The sequence below is a fragment of the Caulobacter sp. UC70_42 genome (genome assembly GCF_044056025.1).
Taxonomy (GTDB): domain Bacteria; phylum Pseudomonadota; class Alphaproteobacteria; order Caulobacterales; family Caulobacteraceae; genus Caulobacter.
Map to the genome: position 1 here is coordinate 3,030,722 of NZ_CP171994.1, position 24,949 is coordinate 3,055,670.

Annotated in this window: 10 protein-coding genes and 2 pseudogenes; 6 read left to right on the forward strand and 6 right to left on the reverse strand. The window is 68.6% G+C overall.

Features of this window, described 5'->3' with window-relative positions:
* The first annotated feature begins 57 nt into the window (after nt 1–57).
* The 6 genes and pseudogenes from ACHMW8_RS15110 to ACHMW8_RS15135 form a co-directional block, all read left to right on the forward strand.
* Nucleotides 58–852 carry a DUF2306 domain-containing protein gene (locus tag ACHMW8_RS15110; protein WP_395442997.1) on the forward strand — a complete coding sequence of 265 codons (795 nt, stop codon included), beginning with the start codon at nt 58–60 and terminating at the stop codon, nt 850–852.
* A gap of 107 nt (nt 853–959) precedes the next feature.
* Entirely contained in the window at nt 960–2,303 is a 1,344-nt protein-coding gene (locus tag ACHMW8_RS15115) for a dicarboxylate/amino acid:cation symporter (protein ID WP_395442998.1), read from the forward strand.
* Between the two features lie 71 nt (nt 2,304–2,374).
* Nucleotides 2,375–4,678, forward strand: coding sequence for a glycoside hydrolase family 3 N-terminal domain-containing protein (locus tag ACHMW8_RS15120; RefSeq protein ID WP_395442999.1), 2,304 nt, complete (start codon nt 2,375–2,377; stop codon nt 4,676–4,678).
* 596 nt (nt 4,679–5,274) lie between these two features.
* Nucleotides 5,275–12,462, forward strand: coding sequence for an ice nucleation protein (locus ACHMW8_RS15125; protein WP_395443000.1), 7,188 nt, complete (start codon nt 5,275–5,277; stop codon nt 12,460–12,462).
* Nucleotides 12,463–12,628: 166 nt separating this feature from the next.
* Nucleotides 12,629–14,648: pseudogene (locus ACHMW8_RS15130) on the forward strand (N-acetylglucosamine transferase).
* Between the two features lie 20 nt (nt 14,649–14,668).
* Nucleotides 14,669–16,486, forward strand: a pseudogene (locus tag ACHMW8_RS15135) (FkbM family methyltransferase); the annotation flags it as partial.
* Between the two features lie 6 nt (nt 16,487–16,492).
* On the opposite strand, the gene ACHMW8_RS15140 reads toward ACHMW8_RS15135, so the two are convergent.
* The 6 genes from ACHMW8_RS15140 to ACHMW8_RS15165 form a co-directional block, all read right to left on the reverse strand.
* A complete protein-coding gene (locus tag ACHMW8_RS15140; RefSeq protein WP_125156341.1) occupies nt 16,493–17,263 on the reverse strand; it encodes a hypothetical protein in 771 nt (256 codons plus the stop codon).
* The gene (locus ACHMW8_RS15145; RefSeq protein WP_395443001.1) at nt 17,263–18,426 is read right to left on the reverse strand and encodes an acyl-CoA dehydrogenase family protein; all 1,164 of its coding nucleotides are present in this window, start codon (nt 18,424–18,426) and stop codon (nt 17,263–17,265) included. The genes ACHMW8_RS15140 and ACHMW8_RS15145 overlap by 1 nt, the downstream gene beginning before the upstream one ends.
* Nucleotides 18,426–19,625 (reverse strand): 3-oxoadipyl-CoA thiolase, encoded by a 1,200-nt coding sequence (gene pcaF, locus ACHMW8_RS15150; RefSeq protein WP_395443002.1) that lies wholly within the window; start codon nt 19,623–19,625, stop codon nt 18,426–18,428. The genes ACHMW8_RS15145 and pcaF overlap by 1 nt, the downstream gene beginning before the upstream one ends.
* 68 nt (nt 19,626–19,693) lie before the next feature.
* Nucleotides 19,694–21,115 carry an efflux transporter outer membrane subunit gene (locus tag ACHMW8_RS15155; RefSeq protein ID WP_395443003.1) on the reverse strand — a complete coding sequence of 474 codons (1,422 nt, stop codon included), beginning with the start codon at nt 21,113–21,115 and terminating at the stop codon, nt 19,694–19,696.
* A complete protein-coding gene (locus tag ACHMW8_RS15160) occupies nt 21,112–24,303 on the reverse strand; it encodes an efflux RND transporter permease subunit (RefSeq protein WP_395443004.1) in 3,192 nt (1,063 codons plus the stop codon). The genes ACHMW8_RS15155 and ACHMW8_RS15160 overlap by 4 nt, the downstream gene beginning before the upstream one ends.
* Nucleotides 24,300–24,947: an efflux RND transporter permease subunit gene (locus tag ACHMW8_RS15165; protein ID WP_395443005.1), complete on the reverse strand. Its 648-nt coding sequence runs from the start codon at nt 24,945–24,947 to the stop codon at nt 24,300–24,302. The genes ACHMW8_RS15160 and ACHMW8_RS15165 overlap by 4 nt, the downstream gene beginning before the upstream one ends.
* Nucleotides 24,948–24,949 lie beyond the last annotated feature (2 nt).

Sequence of the window (24,949 nt, forward strand, 5' to 3'; positions counted from 1 at the left end):
GGCTGGGCCGCGCTCTCTAAGCCTGCGGCCGAGGGATGCGTTGGCGAGTTCGTGCACATGGAGAAGATCGCTGGCCGGGCGCTGAGCGTTTCGGCGACCGCGTGGTTCGTCGCCCTGGTCGCGGGACTATGGGCGTTCGGGATCTATATCGTCGGGCTCTACGGCGTGGGCGCCGTCACCGGGGACTGGGATCGCTGGAACGCGGTGCTGCCGGCGGGGCATGGCTACAATCATGGCGACACGGCCGGGAACCTTGCGCTGGGCGTCCACCTGCTGATGGCGGTGTTCGTGACCTTCGCCGGCTCGCTGCAACTGGTTCCGGCGATCCGCGGAAAAGCGCCGAGGTTTCACCGCTGGAACGGGCGGGCGTTCATCGCCGTGGCCTTCGCCATCGCGCTGTCGGGCCTGTTCATCGCCTTCACCCGGGGCGCGGTGGCCGGAACCTATATGGCGATCGGCAACACGCTGAACGCGGTGCTGCTGATGCTCTGCGCGGGCCAGGCGCTGCGCTTCGCGCGGAAGAAGCGGTTCGACCTACATGGACGCTGGGCGCTGCGGGCCTTCGTGCTGATGCTGGGCGTGTTCTTCTACCGCCTGGGCATGATGCTGTGGTTCGCCGCCAACCAGGGACCGGTGGGGCACACCGAGGCGTTCGACGGACCGTTCGACATCGCCCTGGCCTTCGGTCACGTGCTGGTCCCGGTCGCAATCCTGGAGCTCTACCTGCTGGCGCGAGACCGGGGCGGGGTAGGGGCCAGGCTGGCCATGGCGTGCGGCATGGCGGTGGTCACCCTGGCGACCGCGGCGGGCGGCGTCTTCGCCACTCTGGGACTGTGGTTGCCGCGTCTTTAGGCACAGGCTCCGTTTCAGTTTTCCTGGGGGCGACCACCGGAAAACCTCGCTCGTAAATCCCACCGCGCGGCACGACATTCCACCCTCACCTTTGTCGAGGATCGCGCATGGCCGTCGCCCAGCCGAAGAGCAGCCGTTTCATCAGCGGGTTCGGAGTCCAGGTCCTGGTCGCCATGGCTCTGGGCCTCGGGCTGGGCCTGCTGGCCCGCAACCTGGGACCGGGCGAAGGCCAGGCGGGCTACGTCCTGGCCGAGACCTTGCACCAGGTTGGCGCGATCTTCGTCCAGCTGCTGCGCGTGCTGGTGCCGCCGCTGGTGTTCACGGCTATCGTCGCCTCGATCGCCAACATCGCCCAGCTGCAGAACGCCGCGCGCCTGGTCTGGCGGACCCTGTTCTGGTTCGCGGTCACCGCCCTGATCGCCGTGCTGATCGGTATCGCGCTGGGTTTGATCCTGCAGCCGGGCCTGCACACCACGGTCGAGGCCGCAGCTGCCAAGGCTCCCAAGACCCATGGCTCGTGGCTGGACTTCCTGACCGGCCTGGTCCCCGCCAATATCCTTGGCCTGGCCGCCTCGACCAAGATCACTGAGGGCGCGGCGACCACGGGCCTGTCGTTCAACGTGCTGCAGATCGTGGTCATCTCGCTGGTCACAGGCGTCGCGGCCCTGAAGGTCGGCGAGGCGGGCGAGGCCTTCCTGAAGTTCAACGCCTCGGCCCTGGCGATCGTGCGCAAGGTGCTGTGGTGGGTGATCCGCCTGACTCCGATCGGCACCGTCGGCCTGTTCGGCAACGCCGTGGCGCAGTACGGCTGGACGACGCTGGGTCAGCTCGGCGCCTTCACCGGCGCGATCTATATCGGCCTGGCCCTGGTGCTGCTGGTGGTCTACCCGACAATCCTGGCCCTGAACGGTCTCAACCCGATCAAGTTCTTCCAGGGCGCCTGGCCGGCGATCCAGCTGGGCTTCGTCTCGCGCTCGTCGGTCGGCACACTGCCTGTGACCGAGGCCGTGACCGAGACCAGCCTGGGCGTGCCGCGCGCCTACGCCGCCTTCGCCGTGCCGTTCGGCGCGACCACCAAGATGGACGGCTGCGCGGCCATCTATCCGGCGATCTCGGCGATCTTCGTGGCGCAGTTCTTCGGCGTGCACCTGGCTTGGTCGGACTACTTCCTGATCGTCTTCGTCTCGGTGATCGGCTCGGCCGCCACGGCGGGCCTGACCGGCGCGACGGTGATGCTGACCCTGACCCTGTCGACCCTGGGCCTGCCCCTGGAAGGCGTGGGCCTGCTGCTGGCCATCGACCCGATCCTGGACATGGGCCGCACGGCCGTGAACGTCGCCGGCCAGGTGCTGGTCCCGACCATCGTGGCCAAGCGCGAAGGGATCCTGGACCTTGAGACCTACAACACCGCTCGCGTTCCGGCCGAGACGGTCCTGCATCCCGCCGAATAGGCGAGCGCGGTTGCGCCAGGACGCTTTAGCGGCAATTTTGCCGGCCTCGTGAAGCGTCCCCGGGGGATTCCATGGCTTTGAAGACGACGAACGGCGGCCCCCGGGGGCCAAGCCGGCGCGCCTTCCTGTCCGGCGCCACGGCCCTGTCGGGCCTCGCCGTCACCGCCCCCCGCGCCTTCGCCCGGGCCTCGGATCGCGTCGAAGGGCTGCTGGCCCAGATGACGGTCGAGGAGAAGGCCGGCCAGCTGTCGTGCTTCGCCGACATGATCCGGCCGCCGATCGGCGACATGAATCCGCTAGTCAATATCCGCAACGCCCAGATCCTGCTGGCGGAGGTCAAGGCCGGCCGAATCGGCGCGCTGTTCAACGGCGTCGGCGCCCAGGCCGCGCGCGATACTCAGAAGGCCGCGATCGAGGGCTCCCGCCTGAAGATCCCGCTGCTGTTCGCCGCCGACGTGATCCACGGCTTCCGCACCGTGTTCCCGATCCCGCTGGGCGAGACCGCCAGTTTCGACCCGCACCTGGCCGAACGCACCGCCCGCGCCACCGCCCTGGAGGCGACGGCCTCGGGCCTGCACTGGACCTTCGCGCCGATGGTCGACGTCGCCCGGGATCAACGCTGGGGCCGGGTGGCGGAAGGGGCGGGCGAGGACGTCTATCTGGGCGAGGTGATGGCCGCCGCCCGCGTGCGTGGTTTCCAAGGCAAGGACCTGAAGGCCGACGACAGTCTGCTGGCCACGCCCAAGCACTTCGCCGCCTATGGCGCGGTGACGGCCGGCCTGGAATACAACTCCGTCGAGGTCTCGGACGCGACCTTGCGTGAGATCCACCTGCCGCCGTTCCAGGCCGCTTTCGCGGCCGGGGCCCTGACGACCATGTCGGCCTTCAACGACGTCAACGGGATCCCGGCCACGGCCAACAAGATGCTGCTGACCGACATTCTGCGCGGTGAGTGGGGTTTCAAGGGCGTGGTCGTCTCGGACTACACGGCCGACCAGGAACTGGTGGCTCACGGCTTCGCCGCCGACGACCGCGACGCTGCCCGCCTGGCGATCCTGGCCGGGGTCGACATGAGCATGCAGAGCGGCCTCTACAACCGCTACCTGCCGGAACTGGTCGCCTCGGGAGCCGTGCCGATGGCCACGGTCGACGCGGCCGTGCGCCGGGTGCTGGCCCTGAAGGAGGCGATCGGTCTTTTCGACAATCCCTACCGCTCGCTGGACCCCCGCGCGGAGGCGCAGCGAACCGCCACGCCCGCCTTGCGCGCCCTGAGCCGCGAGGCCGGCGCGCGCTCGATCGTGCTGCTGAAGAACGACGGCGCCCTGCTGCCTCTGCCCAAGGCCGGCAAGCGTCTGGCCCTGATCGGTCCGTTCGCCGACGACCGCGACAATGTGCTGGGGGCCTGGGGCGGATTCTTCGCCGACCGCCGCCTTAACGTCGATCTGGCCACCGGCCTTCGCGCCCAACTGGTCGACCCGGGGAGCCTGATCGTCGAGCGCGGCTGCGAGGTCGAGACCACCATCGCCGGCGGCTTCGAGCGCGCGGTCGCCGCGGCTCAAGCCGCTGACATCGTCCTGCTGGCCGTCGGCGAAAGCCAGGACATGACCGGCGAGGCCAAGTCGCGCACCGATATCCGCATCCCGCCGGTCCAGCAGCGCCTGGCCGAGGCGATCGCCGCGACGGGCAAGCCGGTCGTCGTGCTGTTGCGCCACGGCCGCGCCATTCAGCTGGAGGGCGTGGTCCGCGACGCCCCGGCCATCCTGGCGACCTGGTTCCTGGGCAGCGAGATGGGCAACGCCGTGGCCGATGTGCTGTTCGGCGTGGTGAACCCCTCGGGCCGACTTCCGGTCAGCTTCCCGATCGACAGCGGCCAGGAGCCGTTCTTCTACAACGGCCGCACCACCGGCCGCCCGGCCCCAGTCGATCCGAACGGCCAGGAGTACAAGGCGCGCTGGCGCTCGATCCGCAACGACGCGCTCTATCCGTTCGGCTTCGGGCTCAGCTACACGCGCTTCGACATCACCGATATGAAGCTGTCGACGGCGCGGCTGGGGTGGACCGACACGCTGCACATCACCGCCAAGGTCAGGAACAGCGGCAATCTGCACGGCGACCACGTCGTCCAGCTTTATATCCGCGATCGGGTCGCCAGCCGCACCCGGCCGGTGCGCGAGCTGAAGGGCTTCCAGCGCGTCTCCCTGGCTCCTGGAGCCGAGCGCGAGGTGCGGTTCGAGCTGAAGCGCGAGAACCTGATGTTCGTCGGCGACAACGATTACTGGATCGCCGAGCCGGGGATGTTCGACGTCTGGCTGGCCAATTCCGCCGTCGACGGCCTGATGGCCAGTTTCGAGCTGCTAGGGGCCGGCCAGGGTTGAACCCGAATCGGTGACGTTAGGAGTTTGGGCCTAAAAGCGGCCGACGATTCGCTTCAAAGCATTCGTGTTAAGCGCGCGCTAAGCTTGACGTCGCCTGTCCAGGCGCTGTGAGCGGGCGGCGCAACGCGAAGCTAACACCTTACTTCATAAGGCTTATGCGCGCTTCCGGCGGGCCGAAATATAGGCGCGCCCGTAAACTCGCGTGGCATGTATAGCGCTGCGTCGGCATGTCTCGTTGAAAGGACTTGGAAAGGAAATATGGTTACCGGAATCGGGCCATAGTCTGGCTTGTCGCGGGGCGCTTGAGTTTTCGGGGGGCGTCTCCATGGTTTGCGTCCGGGCGCGCAGGTGCGTGTCGGCCAGCAAGGGTGGGTGAATGTCGATCTCGAGCCTTTCTGCAGCGCAGATCTCGAACCTCTCGATCACGGCGATCCAGGGGCTGTCCACAACCGACATCCAGTCCCTAAACGGGTCCCAGATCGCCGCGATCAGCGCGACGGGGGATCGGCGCGCTTGCCGACACCCAGGTCGCCGCGCTCAGCGCGACCCAGGTCAAGGCGCTCACCACCACTCAGATCCCGAAGTTCGCGACATCGGTGGTCTTCGACGTCACCCAACTGACGCAACTCTCGACCAACCAGGTTTCGGCGCTTACCTCGACCCAGCTTGCGGCCCTCGATGTGTCGCATATCGCCAGCCTCGGCTCGACGCAGATCGGCGCCCTGTCGGCGACGAACTTCTCGGGCCTGGTCGGCACGCAGATCGCCGCCCTGAGCCAGGATCAGATCAAGGGCGTCAGCGTCGCCCAGGCGAAGGGGCTGACCGTCGCCGACGTCGGCGAACTGGTCGGCACCCAGATCGCCGCCCTTGGCGTGGATCGCGTCGCGGCGCTGTCGACCACCAACGTGTCGGCCCTCGACGCCAGCCAGATGGCGTCGCTGACCACCACCCAGATCGCCGGCCTGGCCGCCGCGCAGATCAAGAGCCTGACCGCCACCGATGTCGGCGAGATGTCGACGACGCAGGTCGGCGCGCTCTCGGCGGCTCAGCTCGGCGCGCTCACCGTCGCCAGCTTCTCGGCCCTGGCCGACACGCAGATGGCCGTGCTGACGACGACGCAGATCAAGGGCGTCACCGCCGACCAGATCAAGGGCATGACGGTCACCGACGTCGGTGAGCTGTCCTCGACCCAGATCGGCGGCCTCAGCGTCGCTCAGCTTGGCGCCCTGACCACGGGCCAGGCCGCGACGCTTTCGACCGACCAGATCGGGGTACTGGCCTCGACCCAGGTCGCGGCCCTGTCGACCTCCGCCTTCGCGGCCCTGAACGCCACCCAGGTCGGCGGCCTGACCGAGAACCAGATCAAGGGCCTGACGGCCCAGCAGATGTCCGCCCTGAGCGTCGGCGACGTCGGCGAGCTGACCTCCACGCAGGTCGGCTTCCTGAGCGCGACCCAGCTAGGCGCGCTGACCACCGGCGCGTTCTCGGCCCTGGACGCCACGCAGGTGGCGGCGTTGTCGACGAGCCAGATCAAGGGTCTGACGGCCAACCAGCTGAAGGCCCTGACGACCACCGACATTGGCGAGCTGACGACGACCCAGATCGGCTCCCTGGCGAACAGCCAGTTGGCCGCCATCACCTCCACCAACATCTCGGCCCTGGCCGACACCCAGGTGGCGGCGCTGACGACGACTCAGATCAAGGGTCTGACGGCCGATCAACTGAAGGGGCTAAGCGCCGCCGACGTCGGCGAACTGTCCACGACCCAGGTCGAGGCCCTGCTGCCGACTCAACTGGGCTCGCTGACGGCGGCCGCCTTCTCGGCCCTGGCCGACACCCAGGTCGCAAGGCTGAACAACAGCCAGATCGCTGGGATCAGCGCGACCCAGATCCGCGGCATGACGGTCACCGACATCGGTGAGCTGTCCTCGACCCAGGTCGGCGCCCTGACGGCCGCCCAGGTCGGCGTCCTGGCCACCACCCAGGCGCAGGCGCTGACGACCACCCAGATCGGCGGCCTGACTTCGACCCAGCTGGGCGCGGTCAGCACTACCAACCTGACCCTGATGGACGCCACGCAGCTGGGCGCTCTGACGACGACGCAGCTCAAGGGCCTGACCGCTCAGCAGGTGGGCGCCCTGACGGTGAGCAATGTCGGCAATCTGGCCGACACCCAGATTGGCGGACTTTCGTCGACCCAGCTGGGCGCGATCTCGACGACCAGCTTCTCCGCGTTGAGCGCCACCCAGGTCTCGCTGATCAACGAAACCCAGATCAAGGGCCTGACGGCCAACCAGATCAAGGCGCTGACGACCACCGATGTGGGCGAGCTTTCGACCACCCAGGTCGCCTCCCTGACGACCGCCCAGCTGGGCGCGATGTCCACGACCAATCTTTCGGCGCTCAACGCCAACCAGATGGCGGCCCTGACCGAGACCCAGGTGAAGGGTCTGACGGCCGATCAGCTGAAGAACCTGACGACCACCGACATCGGCGAGCTGACCACCACCCAGGTCAAGGCGCTGAGCGCCGACCAGATCAAGAACCTGAGCACGGCCGCCGTCTCGGCGATGGTCGACACCCAGGTCGCGGTGCTGAGCAGCACGCAGGTGAGGGGTCTGTCCGCGGCCCAGCTGCAGGCCTTGACGGCCAGCGACATCGCCGAACTGGCCGATACCCAGATCGGCGCCCTGGCGACCTCGCAGCTGTCGGCCCTGAACCTGACCAACGTGAAGAGCCTTTCGACGGCTCAGCTGGGCCAGCTGACCGCCACGCAGGTCGGTGCGCTGTCGGCGACGAACTTCGCGGCCCTGGACGCCACGCAGGTCGGCTCGCTCACCGAGAGCCAGGTGAAAGGCCTGACCAGCGCTCAACTGGCCGCTCTTACGGCCGCCGATATCGGCGAGCTGGCCGCGACCCAGGTCGGCGCCCTGAGCGCGGCCCAGGTCGGCGCCCTGACGGCGACGGCTTTCACCGCGCTGAACGCGACCCAGACGGCGGCCCTCACGACCACGCAGATGAAGGGACTGACCTCTTCGCAGCTGAAGGCCCTGTCGATCACCGACATCGGCGACCTGGCCGACACCCAGATCGGCGCCCTGACGGCGACCCAGCTGGGCTCCATGACCTCGATGGGTTTCTCGGCCCTGAGCGCCACCCAGATGGCGCAGATCTCGACGGGCCAGATCAAGGGCCTGACGGCTGATCAGCTGAAGAACCTGACTGTCACCGACATCGGCGAGCTGTCGACCACCCAGGTCTCGGCCCTGACGGCCGACCAGATCAAGAACCTCTCGGCGGCCAGCATCTCGGCCCTGGTCGACACCCAGATAGCCGTCCTGGTCAACACGCAGATCCAGGCGCTGAACACGACCCAGCTCAAGGGCCTGTCGGTCTCCGACATCGACGAGCTGTCGGCGACCCAGGTTGGCGCGCTGTCGGCCGCCCAGCTGACCGCCCTGGCCTCGACCCAGGTTCAGGAGCTTTCGACCACGCAGCTGGGCGCCCTTAACGGCACGCAGGTCGGCGCGATCACGGCCACCAATTTCAGCCTGATGGACGCCACCCAGATGGGCGCCCTGACCTCGACCCAGCTGAAGGGCCTGACCACCGCCCAGGTGGCGGCGCTAACCACCACCAACGTGGCCGCCCTGGCCAATACGCAGATCCAGGCGCTGAGCGCGAGCCAGCTGGGCGCCATGGCCGCGACCAGCTTCTCCGCCCTGAATTCGACCCAGGTCTCGCTGATCAACGAGACACAGATCAAGGGCCTGACGACCGCGCAGATCAAGGGCCTTTCGGTCACCGACATCGGCGAGCTGAACACGACCCAGCTGTCGGCCCTGTCGACCGTCCAGATCGGCGCGCTGTCGGCGGCCAACTTCTCGGCCCTGGTCGACACCCAGGTGGCGGCGCTGACGGCGAACCAGATGAAGGGCCTGACCGCCACCCAGATCAGTGGCCTGTCCCTCACCGACGTGGGCGAACTGTCCGCGACACAGATCGGCGCCCTGGGCGCCGACCAGATCAAGAACCTCTCGGCCGCCAACCTCTCGGCCCTGGACGCGACGCAGACCGCCGCCCTGACGGCGACCCAGATGAAGGGTCTGACCAACACCCAGATCGCCGGCCTGAGCGTCACGGACATCGGCGAACTGAACCAGACCCAGATCGGCGCGCTGTCGAGCGGCCAGATCGCGGCGCTGAACGTCGCGGACCTGTCCACCACCCAGATCTCGGGCCTCAGCGCCTCGGTGATCGGCGCGCTGGGCGCGACCAAGTTCGCCGCCTGGGACGCCACCCAGGTCAGCGCGCTGAACGACACCCAGATCCGGGGCCTGACCGCCTCGCAGCTGGGCGCGCTGAACGCCACCGACATCGCCGAGTTCTCGACGACCCAGGTCAAGGCCCTGACGCCGACCCAGCTGGGCGCGCTTTCGGCGACGGGCTTCTCGGCTCTGGACGCCACCCAGGTCGGTGCGCTGACGACAACGCAGATCAAGGGCGTCTCGGTTAACCAGCTGAAGGCGCTGACGGTCACGGACGTCGGTGAACTGTCGACCACCCAGGTCGGAGCGCTCTCGGCGGCGCAGGTCGGCGCGCTGACGGCCACCGGCTTCTCGGCGCTGGACGCCAATCAGGTCGCCGCCCTGACGACGACTCAGATCAAGGGTCTGACGGCCGACCAGCTGAAGAACCTGACGGTCACCGACGTCGGCGAGCTGCTGACGACCCAGATCCAGGCCCTGACGGCCGACCAGGTCAAAAACCTCTCGGCGGCCAGCATCTCGGCCCTGGCCGACACCCAGGTCGCGGTTCTGGCCAACACCCAGATCCAGGCGCTGAACGCCACCCAGCTGAAGGGCCTGTCGGTCACCGACATCGACGAGCTGTCGGCGAACCAGATCGGCGCGCTTTCGGTGCTGCAGATCGGCGCCCTGGCCGACACCCAGGTTCAGGAGCTGTCGACGACCCAACTGGCCGGCCTGACCGCCAGCCAGGTGGGCGCGCTCAGCAACACCGCCTTCCTGGCCATGGACGGGACCCAGGTGCAGAGCCTGACCGCGACCCAGGTCAAGGGCCTGACGGCCACCCAGCTGAAGGCCCTGGACGCCTTCAACACCTTCGAGTTCTCGACCGCGGTGGCCAAGCTGTCCGCCAGCCAGCTGGGGGCGTTGACCACCACCGCCCTGAACAGTCTGAACTCGACCCAGATCGGATCTCTGACGACCACCCAGATGGGCGGGCTGACGGGCACGCAGGCGAACGGCCTGTGGTTCTCCTTCGTGGACGCTCTCGACGAGACACAGACAGCGGCGATGTCAACCAGCATGCTGTCGGCCCTGCCGACGACCATGCTGGACTTCCTCAGCACGACGCAGACCCAAGCGCTGACGGCCAGCCAGCTGAAGGCGCTGACCGTCACCCAACTGGCGGGGGTCGGGGGGGGCACGCTGAACGAGCTGACGGGCACGCAGCTTGCTAGTCTGACCACGGCGCAGGTGGGGGCGCTCACATCGACCAACATCACGTCGCTCAGCAGCACTGCGGTCAAGTCGCTGACCGCGAGCCAGATCGGCGCGATCAAGAAGGAAGCCATCGGTAACTTTGCCGGCGCCTTCTACCAGAGCATAGAAGCGACCCAGATCCCCGGTCTTACGACGGCCCAGATCGGCGCGCTGCCGCAGGGCATCCTGGGCAGCTTCGGCGACACCAACGTCGCCGCGCTGTCGTCCACCCAGATCGGCGCGCTGTCGGCGACCAACCTGAGATCGCTGAGCGCGACACAGGCCGGCGCCCTAACCACGACCCAGGTCAAGGGCCTCACGGCTACCCAGATCACCGGCATGGGCCCTCCGGTTACGCAACTGAGCGAGACGGCGATCGGCTCGCTGAGCGGCGCCCAGCTCGGCGGCTTCGACGTCACGTCCCTGAACAGCCTGAACGACACGAAGTTCGCGGCCATCACCTCGACCCAGGTCAAGGGCCTGACCGCCACCCAGATCAAGGGCTTAGCCTCGGGCGGCGCGCTCGACCGTCTGGCCGACACCCAGATCCAAGGGCTCTCGGCCCTGCAGGTGGGCGCGTTCAGCACCACGGGCTTCTCGCAGTTGAGCCAGACCCAGGTCGCGGCGCTGAACGCCACCCAGATCAAGGGTATCGCGCCCAGCCAGCTGCAGAGCCTGACGGTCACGGACATCGGAGAGTTCTCGACCACCCAGATCCGCGCCCTGACTGCGGACCAGATGAAGCAGCTGTCGGCGACCAACATCTCGGCCCTGGCCGACACCCAGGTCGCGGTTCTGGCCAACACCCAGCTCCAGGCGCTGAACACGACCCAGCTGAAGGGTCTGTCGGTCAGCGACATCGATGAGCTGTCGGCGACCCAGATCGGCCAGCTCGCGCCGGCCCAGATCAGCGCCCTGGTCCCGAGCCAGTTGCAGGAACTGTCGACCACCCAGGTCGGCGGCCTCACGGCCACCCAGTTGGGCGCGATTTCGTCCACCAATGTCTCGCTGATGCGCGACACCCAGCTGGCCGCGCTGTCGACGACCCAGATCAAGGGCCTGACGGCGCTCCAGATGGGCGGCCTCAACACCGCCAACATCGCCGCCCTGGCCGATACGCAGGTGCAGGCTCTCAGCTCGACCCAGCTGGGCGGCATGACGCCGACCGGTTTCTCGAACCTGAGCGCCACCCAGGTGGGCGTGCTGACCTCGGTACAGCTGAAGGGCCTGACGACGGCTCAGATCAAGGGGCTGACCGTCACCGACGTCGCCGAGTTCGACGAGACCCAGATCGGCGCGCTGTCGCCCGCCCAGATCGGCGCCCTCAGCGCGACCGCCTTCTCGGCCCTGGTCGACACCCAGGTGGCCGCGCTGACGACGACCCAGGTCAAGGGGCTGACGGCCGACCAGCTGAAGGGCCTGACCACGACCGACATCGGTGAACTGACGACGACCCAGGTCGCCAGCCTGGCCCCGACCCAGTTGGCGCTGATCTCGACGACCAACATCTCGGCCCTCGACGCCGCCCAGACCGCCGCGCTGACGGCGGCCCAGGTCAAGGGTCTGACCCTCGACCAGGTCAAGGGGCTGTCGACCACCGACATCGGCGACTTGGCCGACACCCAGGTCGCCGCCCTGACGGCGCCCCAGGTGGGGGCCCTGAGCGCGGCCCAGGCCGGGACGCTGTCGGCCGCCCAGATCGCCCTGATGGCCGCGACCCAGGTCGGCGCGCTGTCGACCACGGCCTTCTCGGCCTTGGTGGGCACGCAGGTCGGCGCGCTGACCAGCACCCAGGTGAAGGGCATCGTGCCGAGCCAGTTGGCGGCCTTGAGCGCGGCCGATGTCGGCCAGTTCATCGACACCCAGATCGCGGCGCTGAGCATCCTGCAATTGGCGGCCCTCTCGGCGACCAACGTCTCGGCCCTGGACGCCACCCAGACCGCCGCTTTGACCACGACCCAGATGAAGGGTCTGACCGCTTCGCAGCTGAAGGGTCTGTCGGTGACCGACGTGGGCGAGCTGGCGGACACGCAGCTGGCGGCCCTGACGAGCAGTCAGCTCGGCGCGCTGGGCACGACCGTGATCGACGCGCTGAGCACGACCCAGATCGGCCAGCTGCAAGCCACTCAGATCTCCGGCCTGACCGCCACCCAGCTGGACTATCTGTCGACGACCAACATCGCGGCGCTGACCACGACCCAGGCCAACGCCCTGACCACCGCTCAGGTGCAGAGCCTGAGCGACGCCCAGATCGCGGCCTACCTGACGGTGAGCTGATCCCGGCCGCCGTCCGCGCCTCCCCGAGGCGCGGACGGCGGACCGCTTGCGATCCTTGCTCTCGAGCATTGGTCGAGTTCCAAACCCCATGCCATGATCACGCAGCGCTGACTCGCGCGCCGCTTTCGCGCGCGCCCGTCCGCCGCCCATCGGTTTCAGGAAGACAATGGCTGACGTCGATACGCTGAACCTGCTCAGCACGCTGACCGCCGAGGACTGTTCGCTCGGCGACCTCATCACCCTTGCCTCGCAACTTGGCGCGGAAGGCCAGCCAGCGCTCGCCGACCAGGCCTACAAGGTCTGGATCAAGTTCAACGCCGAGCACCCGCAGTTGTCGGTGGCGTTGTTCAACCGCGCGGTCCTGCAGGCGGCTCTGGGCGACAACCCCGGCGCGGCGGCCTCGTTGGAACAGGCGATCAAGCTCAATCCCGACTTCCTTCCTGCCTATGTGAACCTGGGCGGCATCCAGGAGCGGGCCGGGCTGGGCGAGCTGGCCGTCGCCACCTGGGAGGCGGGCGCCAACCGCCAGGTTGTCATCAGCGGCGTGGGCGCGGGCTACGCCTTCACCTGCCTCAAGCAGATCGCGCGGCTGCTGGGCGACATGCACCAGTCGGCCCGCGCCGAGCTGGCCCTGCAGCGCGCCGCCGAACTGGATCCCTCGGCCATGGACGTGATCGGCCAGCTGGTCGCCACGCGCCTGTCCCTATGCAAGTGGCCGGCCCTGCAGCCGACGGAGCGCGTCCCGCGCGAGACCTTGCTGGAAGGCGTCAATCCGCTGTCGGTGGCCGCCTATACCGACGACCCGCTGCTGCTGCTGGCCGCGGGCAACCATTTCGTCGAGCGCGAGGCCAAGGTTACGCCCGAACAGATCCGTCTCGACCGCCGTGACGCCCCGATCGACATCAACGGCCGTCGTCCGCGCATCGGCTACATCTCCTCCGACCTGCGCGATCACGCCGTCGGCTACCTGATGGCCGAGCTGTTCGAGGTTCACGACAAGTCGAAAGTCGAGGTCTTCGCCTATTACTGCGGGCCGGAGTCCAGTGACGGCCTGAACACCCGCATCCGCGCGGCGGTGGAGCACTTCACCGACATCCGCCCGATGTCGGACGACGAGGCCGCTCAGCGCATCGCCGACGACGGGATCGACATCCTGGTCGACGTCAACGGCCACACCCGCGACGCTCGCACCTCGGTCTTCGCCCGCCGTCCGGCCCCGATCATCGTCAACTGGCTGGGCTACCCTGGGACGATGGGCAGCGACTACCACCACTACATCATCGCCGACCTGTGGATCATTCCGCCGGAGATGGAGCTCTACTACTCGGAGGCCGTGCGCCGAATCCCCTGCTATCAGCCCAACGATCGCCGCCGGAAGGTGGAGGAGACGATCCCGACCCGCGCCGAGGCCGGCCTGCCCGAGGACGCCTTCGTGTTCTGCTGCTTCAACGCCACGCAGAAGATCACGCCCCACGTCTTCGACCGTTGGATGGAGATCCTCAAGCGCACGCCCGGCAGCGTCTTGTGGCTGCTGGACAGCAATCCCGAAACCAACGCCCGCTTGCGCGACGCGGCCGAGGTGCGGGGCGTGGATCGCACCCGCCTGGTCTTCGCCCAGAAGCTGCAGAACGCCTTCCATCTGGCTCGTTACCGCCTCGCCGACCTGTTCCTCGAACACCACGCCCTACGGCGCCCATACGACGGCCTCGGACGCGCTGTGGATGGCCGTGCCGGTCCTGACCTGGTCGGGGCGCTGCTTCGCCTCGCGGGTCTGCGGCAGCCTAGTGCGCAGCGCCGGCCTGCCCGAGCTGGTCGTCGACAGCGCGCGGGCCTATGTCGAGAAGGCCGTCGAGATCGGCGTCGATCGCGCCAAGGCCCAGGCTCTGCGCGAGACGTTGGAGGCCAACCGCGACAGCTGCGTGTTGTTCGACATGGACCTGCTGGCCGGCAAGCTGGAAGACCTCTACCGCGAGATGATCGCCGAGTATCATGCGGGCCAGAGGCCGCGTCCGAACCTGACCAATCTCGACACCTACTTCCGCATCGGCCTGTCGCTGGACCGTGACGATCGCGAGATGCAGACCGAGCCCGATCTTCACACCATCTATCGCCACGAGCTGACGCGGCGCGACCGGGTCAAGGCCATCCCCGCCGATGGCCGGCTCTGGGAAGGCGGCGCTTCGTGAGCCAAGTTCCGCTTGGCGATCTGTTCGGGCGTCGCACGACGCGGCCCGCGCAGTTCGGCCAACTGGCGAGCTTGGGCGACCTGTCCGGGCTGGTGGCCCAGCTCCGGCGATGCAAGGCGGAGGACCTGGACTTTCGAGTCCTGCTGGTCGGCGAGGGGCCGCCCGGTTGGCCGGAAGATTTGCGCGACGCCACGCTAGGCGGGAAGGGCGCCGATTTCCCCGGCGACCTCTCCGATCCCGAGACCTATGGCCCCGTCCTGGTCCATGTCGCGCGCGAGGGTCGCTTCGACTGTGTGCTGGCCACGCACGTGGTCCAGACCCTGGCCCGGCCGTCCGCGCTGCTGGAGCGCCTGCCGCTGATCGCCGAGGCCGGCTGGATCACCACGCCGTCGCGCTATCTCGAGGCGCTCAAGCCCGAGGGGGCCTACCGCGGCTTCGCCCATCACCGCTGGGCCGCCGACCACCTGGACGGCGCCCTGGTGCTGGCCCCCAAGACCCCGCTGCTCGAGCACCTGACCTTCCCGGGCGAGGCCGTCTGGGCCCAGGCCCCGCAACGGTTCGAGCTGCAGGTCGGATGGCGCGGCGGCCTGAACTTCGCGGTCATGCTGGGTGAGGGGACCTTGCCGGTCGGCGCTCAGGCCCTGGCCCTGCTCGGGCGCTTCTTCGAGGGCGTGCCGACCGAGCCCGCGCCCCCCGTCGCGCTACCGACCGAACCGGCGCTGGATGTCGCCGCCGAGCTGACCAAGGCCATCGCCACCGCCCGCGATACGCAGTCGGGCCTGCATCCGCTAGGCCGGATGAAATTCTATCACGACGCTGTCAGCCTGATCCTCTGCGAGCCCCTGACCCGCGAGCGCCTCGAACTGTTCGAACTGCTGCTGGCCGAGGCCGCGGCCATGGGCATGGAGTCGCCGGGGCCGGAGTGGGGCGACTGGGTCAATCACTACCGCGCGGTGATGGAGGCCCTGACCGGCGCGGACCTGAACGGCCCGACCCCGCCAGCGCCGGACGACGGCCCCCAGACCTTTCTGACTGGCGATGGCCGGACCCTTGATGGCGAGGGGCTGAAGGCCCACGCCGACGCCCTCGGGGTCGAAGTGGTGTTCTTCGCCGCTGGCGACCCTCGCTATGTCGAGCTGTATGGTCGCTGGCTGGCTCTGTCGGTGCTCAAGCACAGCGACACGCCGTTCCTGGTGGTGATCCATGTGATCGGCGGCGCCGGCAAGCTGGCCGAGGCCGCCGCGACGGTGCGGATCGATGACCCGCGGGTAGTGTTCGTCGGCGACGACTTCGACGCCTCGGCGGTGACCACGAAGTGCTTCGAGGCCCCGCCGAAGGGGCTGATCGAGATCCCGGTCGCCCACTACCAGTCGGTGCGTTTCCAGCGCCTGGGCGGATTGCTGGATCTGCTGCAACGACCGGTCTTCGTCTCCGACATCGATCTGCTGCTCCAACGCGGCGTCGCCGACCTGCTGGAGCGGTGGGCCGACGCCGACCTGGTGCTGAACCTGAACGACAAGAACTTCCAGGCCGGCTCGCGGATCACCGCCAACCTGCTGCTGGCGCGTCCCACGCCGGAGACATCCATCCTGCTGCGCTGGCTGCGGGCCTATCTGGACGCGCGACTGTCACGCGACACCGTCACTCGCTGGATCGACCAGGTCGCCTTGAACCTGGCCCGCCGTCACCTGGAGCTGCACGCCCCGAGCGCGAAGATCGGGACCTTCGACACCCAGAGCGACATCAACAACGTGATGTTCAAGGAATATGTCGAGGGGCACCCGTTCCGGTTCCTGTCGCTCTACCACGGGTTCGATACGTCGACCCTGGAGGAGTAGGGCGGCCTAGAAGGTGGCCGTCGCCTTCATCACCACGGCCTCATCGACCTCCGCCCACAACGCAGCGCCGTCGTCAGTGAGATGTCCTTTCGCCGCGATGGTCTCACCAGCAAAGGCCGGCTTCAGCGCCCGGAACGAAAAACGCTTCAGCGGCCGGGCGGGCATGGCCTCGAGCAGCAGCAGGGCGATCAGCGGGCCGTGGACGACGAGGCCCGGATAGCCTTCGACCTCGGTCGTGTAGGGCAGGTCGTAGTGGATGCGGTGACTGTTCGAGGTCGCCGCCGAGAAGGCGAATAGCAACACCGGATCGGTAGGCGTTTCTCTGGACCACTCGGCGTTGGGTCGGGCTTCAGCGTCAGGCGCGCGCGGCGCGCGCGGCGCGGCGGTGTAGACGATCGTCTGGCGCTCGGTGACGCGGACCTCGCCGGCCTGGCTGAACGTCCGGTCGACCGTGACGAAGGTCAGGGGGCCGCTCGCGCCTGGCTTCTCCTCGATCTTGGCGACGGTCTCGACGAGCTCGGTTTCGAGGCCGGGGATGAGGGGACCCGCGAAGGTCATGTCCGCCGCCGCGAACATCCGCCGAGGCGCTTCGATCGCTGGCAGGAACAGACCGCGCCTCTGATGGCCGTCTGGGCCGAGATCGGCTCGGGGGATCGGTTCGGCCAGACATCCCCAGTGCCAGGCGGGCGGGACTTCATCGGGCGTCGGGCGGTCGAGCACTGCCGCCAGCCGGGCCAGGTCCGAGGCCGCCAGGACCGCCGTCCGCCGCCTTTGCATCAGTACGAGCGGGGCAGGCCGAGCACGTGCTCGGCGACATAGGCCAGGATCAGGTTCGTAGAGATCGGCGCCACCTGGTACAGCCGCGTCTCGCGGAACTTGCGCTCGATGTCGTACTCCTCGGCGAAGCCGAAGCCGCCGTGGGTCTGCAGGCACATGTCGGCGGCCGCCCAAGAGGCCTCCGAGGCCAGCATCTTGCCGATATTGGCTTGCTCTCCACACGGAAGCCCGGCGTCGTAGCGGGCGGCGGCGTCGTAGATGGTCAGGCGCGCGGCGTGGGCCTGGGCGTAGGCCCGGGCGATCGGGAACTGAACGCCCTGGTTCTGGCCGATCGGGCGGCCAAAGACCACGCGGCTGTTGGCGTAGTCGCGCGCCCTGTCGATCAGCCAGGCGGCGTCGCCCAGGCACTCGGCCCCGATCAGGATCCGCTCGGCGTTCATGCCATCGAGGATATAGCGGAAACCCTTGCCCTCCTCGCCGATCAGGCTGTCGGCGGGGATCACCATGTCGTCAAAGAAGAGTTCGGTCGTGGCGTGGTTCAGCATGGTGGCGATCGGGCTGATCGAGAGGCCGCGACCCTTGACCTCGCGCATGTCGACCAGGAAGACCGACAGGCCGTCGCTCTTGCGGGCGACCTGGTCCTTGGGCGTGGTGCGAGCCAGCAGGACCATCAGGTCGGAGTGCTCGGCGCGGCTGGTCCAGACCTTCTGACCGTTGACCACATACGCATCCCCCTCGCGGCGGGCGAAGGTCGAGATCGAGGTGGTGTCGGTGCCGGCCGTCGGCTCGGTGACGCCGAAGGCCTGCAGGCGGATCGAGCCGTCGGCGATCCGGGGCAGCCAGGTCTCCTTCTGCGCCGTCGAGCCGTGCCTAAGGACCGTGCCCATGGTGTACATCTGGGCGTGCAGCGCCGCGGCGTTGCCGCCGCTGGCGTGGACCTCCTCCAGGATCGCCGCCGCCGCCGTCAGGCCGAGACCGCCGCCGCCGTAGTCTTCCGGAATCAGCAAGCCCAGCAGGCCGGCCTTGGTCATGGCGGCCACGAACTCGGTCGGATAGGCCTTCTCGCGATCCAGGGCGCGCCAGTAGGGCGGCGGGAAGTCGCGGCAGAGGGCGCGCACCGTCTGGCGCAGGGCCTCGATCAACTCCGGATCCACCAGCGACACTAGACGCGCTCGAAGGCGAGCGCCGCGCCCTGGCCGACGCCGATGCAGAGGGTGGCGAGGCCGCGCTTGCCGCCGGTCGCCTCCAATTGGCGAAGGGCGGTCAGCACCAGCCGCGCGCCGGAGGCGCCGAGCGGGTGGCCCAGGGCGATGGCGCCGCCGTTCGGGTTCACGTGCGCGCCGTCGTCCGGCAGGCCCAACTGACGCAGCACCGCCAGCCCCTGGGCGGCGAAGGCCTCGTTTAGCTCGACGGTGTCGAAGTCGCCGATCGACAGACCGGTCTTGGCGAGCAGCTTCTGAACCGCGGGCACGGGGCCTATGCCCATCACCCGTGGCGCGACGCCGGCGGTGGCGTAGCCGGTGATGCGAGCGCGCGGCGTCAGGCCGTGGCGTTTCACGGCCTCCTCGGAGGCGACGATCAAGGCCACCGCGCCGTCATTGACGCCCGAGGCGTTGCCGGCCGTCACCGTGCCGCCTTCGCGGACGACGGGCTTCAGCTTCGCCAGGGCCTCCAGAGTGGTCTCGCGCGGATGCTCGTCGCGCTCGACGATCGTCGGGCCGGCCTTGCCGGAGATCTCGACCGGGGCGATCTCGCCGGCCAGGAAGCCGTTGGCCTGGGCGGCGGCGGCCCGCTGCTGGCTGCGCAGGGCGAAGGCGTCCTGGTCCTCGCGGCTCACACCGTAGTCGGCGGCGACGTTCTCGGCGGTCTCGGGCATGGAGTCGACGCCATAGGCCTTGCGCATGGCCGGATTGACGAAGCGCCAGCCGATCGTGGTGTCGAAGATCTCGGCGTTGCGCGAGAAGGCGCTGTCGGCCTTGCCCATCACGAACGGCGCGCGGCTCATGCTCTCGACGCCGCCGGCGATCAGCAGATCATTGTGACCAGCCAGGATCGCGCGGGCGGCGTAACCGATCGCCTCCAGGCCCGAGGCGCAGAGGCGATTGACGGTCACGCCCGGCACGCCGACCGGATAGCCGGCCAGCAGCAGCGCCATGCGGGCGACATTGCGGTTGTCCTCGCCGGCCTGGTTGGCGCAACCCAGCACCACCTCGTCAATCGCCTCGAGATCGAGGCCGGCGTTGCGCGCGGCCAGGGCTTTCAGCGGGATGGCGGCCAGGTCGTCGGCCCGAACCTTGGAGAGCGCGCCGCCATAGCGGCCAATGGGCGTGCGGATGCCGTCACAGAGATAGGCGGTGGTCATGCGAAGGCTCCCGGATCGTCGCGCTCAAACAAGTGTTAGAGTCGCGAGGCGCCAGCCTCAACAAGTTTTCAGCGCCAGCCGCCGCCCAGGGCCTGGACCAACGCCACCGCCGTTGTCTGACGCGCCACTGTCGTCTGCAACAGCGTCCGCCGCGCCGACAGGGCCGAGGCCTGGTCCGCGACGACGTCGGTATAGGCCACCTGACCGGCCTTATACTGGTTCAACAGCATCTGCTCGGTCTGGTCGGCGGCCTGGGAGGCGGTCAGCAGCAGGGCGTATTGCCGCTCGAGAGCCCTCGCGGCGGCCAGCTGGTTCTCGACGTCCTCGAAGGCCTGGAGAGCCGTCTGGCGATAGTCGGCGGCGGTGGCGTCATAGGCCGCGCGCGACTGCGCGACCCTGGCCCTACGGGCCCCGGCGTCGAACAGGGTCTGGGCGGCCGACAGGCCCAGCGACCAGGTGTTGGCCGAGGTCGTGAGCAGGTCGCCCAGGACGCTGGAGGTCGAATTGCCGTTGGCGGACAGGCTGAAGGTCGGGAAGAAGGCCGCCCGGGCCACGCCGATGTCGTTATTGGCGGCGGCGACGCGGCGCTCGGCGGCCGCGACGTCGGGGCGACGCTCCAGCAGGGTCGACGGCACGCCGATCGGGATCTCCGGCACGACCGGCTTCCAGTCGCTGACGGCGGCGATGCGGAAGCTGCTGGCGGGCTCGCCGACCAGCACGGCGATGGCGTTCTCGAAGGTCGCGCGATCCTGGACCAGACCCTCCAGCGTCGACTGGGCGTTGGCCAGCTGGACCTGGGCCTGCAGTACGTCGGACTTGGGCGCGATGGCGGCGTTGTAGCGGTTGGTGGTGATCTGCAGGCTGCGCTGGTATCCCTCGACCGTGGCCCGGACCATGGCGATCTCGGCGTCGGCGCGGCGCAGGCCCAGATAGCTGGTCGCCAGCTCGCCTTGCGCGGAGAGCTGGGCGGCGGCGAGGTCGGCGGCGCTGGCTTCGGCGCTGAACTTGGCGCCGCTGATCCCGGCGCGGATGCGGCCCCAGACGTCCGGCTCCCAGCTGGCGCCGATGCCGACCTGATAGCGCTGGGTGTCGCCCGCGCGGGTGGCGCCGCCGACGGAGGTCGTGGTCTTGGTGCCGCCGCCGCCGGACTTGGTGGCTGAGCCCGATAGGTCGACGGTCGGGAACAGGCTGGCGCGCTGCTCGCGGACCAGGGCGCGGGCCTGGCGATAGGCCGCCTCGGCGCGGGCGATGGTCTGGTTGTCCACTTTCACGCGCTCGGCCAGGGCATTGAGCTGCGCATCGCCCAGCAGGGTCCACCAGTCGCCGCGATCCAGATGGTCGGACGGCGTGGCGGTTTTCCAGCCTTCCAGGGCCTTGAACTGAGCTGGCGGCGCAGACTTCAGCGCGGGCGTCTCGTAGGCCGGCGTCATCGAGCAGGCGCCGAGGGCGAGGAGCGAGGCGGCGCCGATCAGGCGCGAAAGGCGGATCATCGAGCGGGCTCCGGCGCGGTCGGGTGGTGGGTCAGATGCCGCTCGTCCTTGCGCGTCTTCCCGCGCAGGCGGTCGAGATAGACATAGACCACGGGGGTGGTGATCAGGGTCAGCAGCTGGCTGGCGATCAGGCCGCCGATGATGGCCACGCCCAGCGGGCGGCGCAGCTCGGCGCCTTCGCCGAAGCCGATGGCCAGGGGCAGGGCGCCCAGGGCGGCGGCCAAGGTGGTCATCAGGATCGGGCGGAAGCGTAGCAGGCTGGCCTCGCGCACGGCTTCCTGGGCGGAGAGGCCCCGGCTGCGCTGGGCGTCCAGGGCGAAGTCGATGATCAGGATGGCGTTCTTCTTGACGATGCCCAGCAGCAGGAACACGCCGATCAGCGCGATGATCGAGAACTCCATCCTGAAGATTAGCAGGGCGACCACCGCCCCGACGCCGGCGGCGGGCAACGTGCTGAGCACCGTGATCGGATGGACGTAGCTCTCGTAGAGGATGCCCAGCACGATGTAGATCGCCACGATGGCGGCCAGGATCAGCAGCGGCTGCTGCTTCATCTGGTCGTTGGCCTGGCGGGCCTGACCCTGGAAGCTGCCGCGCACCGAGGTCGGCATGCCGATCTCGGCCTCGGCCTGGGCGACGGCGGCCTGGGCGTCGCTCAGCGACTTGCCGTCCGCCAGGTTGAACGAGACAGTGGTGGCCAGCTCGCCGTTCTGGTGGTTGACCGAGGTCGGGGTCGCGTTCTGGGCGACGCTGGCGATGGCCGACAGCGGCGTCATGGCGGTGGCCGAGGTGTTCAGGGCCGAGCCGGTCGACTGGTCGCGCAGGGCCGGATTGACGCTTGGACCGGTGGCCTTCGCCGTCCCGGACGGCCGCGTCGGCACGTGCACGTCGTTCAGCGCCTCGGGTCCCTGGGCGAACTTCTGCTGCCACTCGAGGATCACGGCGTACTGATTGACGTCCTCGTAGATGGTCGCGACCTGACGCTGACCGAAGGCGTTGTAGAGCGCGTTGTCGACGGCCCGGGGCGTGATCCCCAGCCGCGAGGCGCTGTCGCGGTCGATGGTGACCAGGGTCTCGACCCCGTTCTCCTGCTGGTCGGAATCGACGTCGGTCAGCACGTCGCTGCGCGCCTTCATCGCCTCGGCCAGCTTGGCGGCCCACTCCTTCAGAGCGGCGCTGTTGTCGCTGGTCAGGGTGTACTGGTAGGTCGAGTTGCTCTGCCGGCCGCCCATGCGCAAGTCCTGCACCGGGTTCAGGAACACGCTGATTCCGGTCACGCGCTGCAGCTGCGGACGCAGGCGGGCGATGACGGCCGAGCCCTTCTCCTTGCGCTCGCCGATCGGCTTGAGGTTCACGAACATGAAGCCGCCGCCCGCGCGGCCGCCGCCGGTGAAGCCAACCACGGTGTCGACGGCGGGATCCTTGTGGATGATGCCGACCACCTGGCGCAGCTTCTTCTGCATGGCCTGGGACGAGACGGACTGGTCGGCGCGCATGCCGGCCATCAACTGGCCGCTGTCCTGCTGCGGGAAGAAGCCCTTGGGGACGGCGATATAGAGCCAGGCGGTCATGGCGATCACGGCCACCAGCAGGGCGATGACCAGCGGCTTGGCGTGCAGCGCCCAGTCCAGGCTGTGCTCGTAGGTCTTGTGGACGCGGTTGAACGCCGTCTCGAAGAAGCGGGACAGGCGGCCTTCCTTGTCCTTCTTCTCGGGGCGCAGCAGGTAGGCGCACATCATCGGCGTGGTGGTCAGGCTGATGACCAGCGAGATCAGCACCGCCGCCGAGAGGGTGACCGCGAACTCGCGGAACAGACGCCCGACCTGGCCGCCCATGAACAGCAGCGGGATGAAGACGGCGACCAGCGAGATGCTGATCGACAGCACGGTGAACCCGACCTCGCGCGCGCCCAGCAGGGCCGCCGCGAAGCGGTCCATGCCCTTCTCGATGTGGCGGGCGGTGTTCTCCAGCACGACGATGGCGTCGTCGACCACGAACCCGGTGGCGACGGTGATCGCCATCAGGCTGAGATTGTTGAGGGAAAAGCCCAGCAGGTACATGACCCCGAACGTTCCCAGCAGCGAGACGATGGTCGCCGCCGCGGGAATGAAGGTGGCGCGGGCGCTGCGCAGGAAGACGCTGACCACTACGATGACCAGGATGATCGAGATCAGCAGGGTGACCTCGATCTCGTGCAGCGAGGCGCGGATCGAATTGGTGCGGTCGCTGGCGACGTCGACCGTGATGTCGGAGGGCAGCTGGGCGCGAAGCTCTGGCAGGACGGCGCGGACGCTGTCGACCGTCTCGATGATGTTGGCGCCCGGCTGGGCGGTGATCAGGACGATGATCGACGGCTTGCCATTGAACAGGCCGAGCGTCCGGGTGTCGGCGACGCTGTCGGTGACTTGCGCGACGTCCGACAGGCGGATCGGCGCGCCGTTACGCCAGGCCACCACGAGGCCGGCATAGTCGGCCGCCTTGCGGCCCGCGCCGGTCGTATAGATCTGGTAGCGCTGACCGTTGCCCTCCAGCGCGCCCTTGGGACGGTTGGCGTTGGCCGACTGGATCGCCGCCCGGACGTCCTCCATGGCGACGCCGTACTGGTTCAGCAGGAACGGGTTGGCCGAGATGCGGACAGCCGGCAGTGAACCGCCGCCGATCTCGACGTCGCCGACGCCGCTGACCTGGGCCAGGCGCTGGGCCACGACGTTGGAGACCGCGTCATAGATCTGGCCGGGCGTCTTTGAGTCCGAGGTCAGGGCCAGGATGATCACCGGCGAGTCGGACGGATTGGCCTTGCGATAGGTCGGGTTGCTGCGCAGCGTCGCGGGCAAGTCGGCGCGGGCGGCGTTGATCGCGGCCTGCACCTCGCGGGCGGCCCCGTCGATCTGGCGGTTGAGGTCGAACTGCAGGGTGATCCGCGTCGAGCCCGTCGAGCTCTGCGAGGTCATCTCGTTGACGCCCGAGATCGTGCCCAGCCGCCGCTCCAGCGGGGTGGCGACGCTGGAGGCCATGGTCTGGGGGCTGGCCCCAGACAGGTTGGCCGACACCGAGACCGTCGGGAAATCCACCTGCGGCAGGGGCGAGACCGGCAGCACGAAGAAGGCCGCGATGCCCGCCATCGCCAGACCGATGGTCAGCAGGATGGTGGCGACCGGCCGCCGGATGAAGGGTCCCGACAGGTTCACGAGGGCGCCCCCGGGATCGGCTCGGGATCGATGCGATCGGGGTGCGGGCCGTCATCGCGGCGCTCGCGCCTGGCGGTCGGGGCCAGGCGGTCGAAGGCCAGGTAGACAACCGGGGTGGTGAACATGGTCAGGAGCTGGCTGAGCAGCAGGCCGCCGAAGATGGCGATGCCCAGCGGGCGGCGCAGTTCGGCGCCTTCACCGAAGCCCAGCATCAGCGGAATGGCCGCGAACAGGGCCGCCAGGGTGGTCATCAGGATCGGGCGGAAGCGCAGGATGGCCGCCTGGAAGATGGCGTCGCGCGGGCTCTTGCCTTCCTCGCGCTCGGCCTCGATGGCGAAGTCGATCATCATGATCGCGTTCTTCTTGACGATGCCAATCAGGAGAATGATGCCGATGATCCCGATCACGCCCAGGTCGTTGCCGGTGATCCACAGGGCCAGCAGCGCGCCGACGCCCGCCGAGGGCAGGGTCGACAGGATGGTCAGAGGGTGGACGTAGCTCTCGTAAAGCACGCCCAGCACGATGTAGACGCAGACCACGGCCGCCAGGATCAGCCATAGCTGGTTGGACAGCGAGTTCTGATAGGCCCCGGCCGCGCCCAGGAAGGTGTGGGTGACGGCGACCGGCATCTCGATCCGGGTCATGG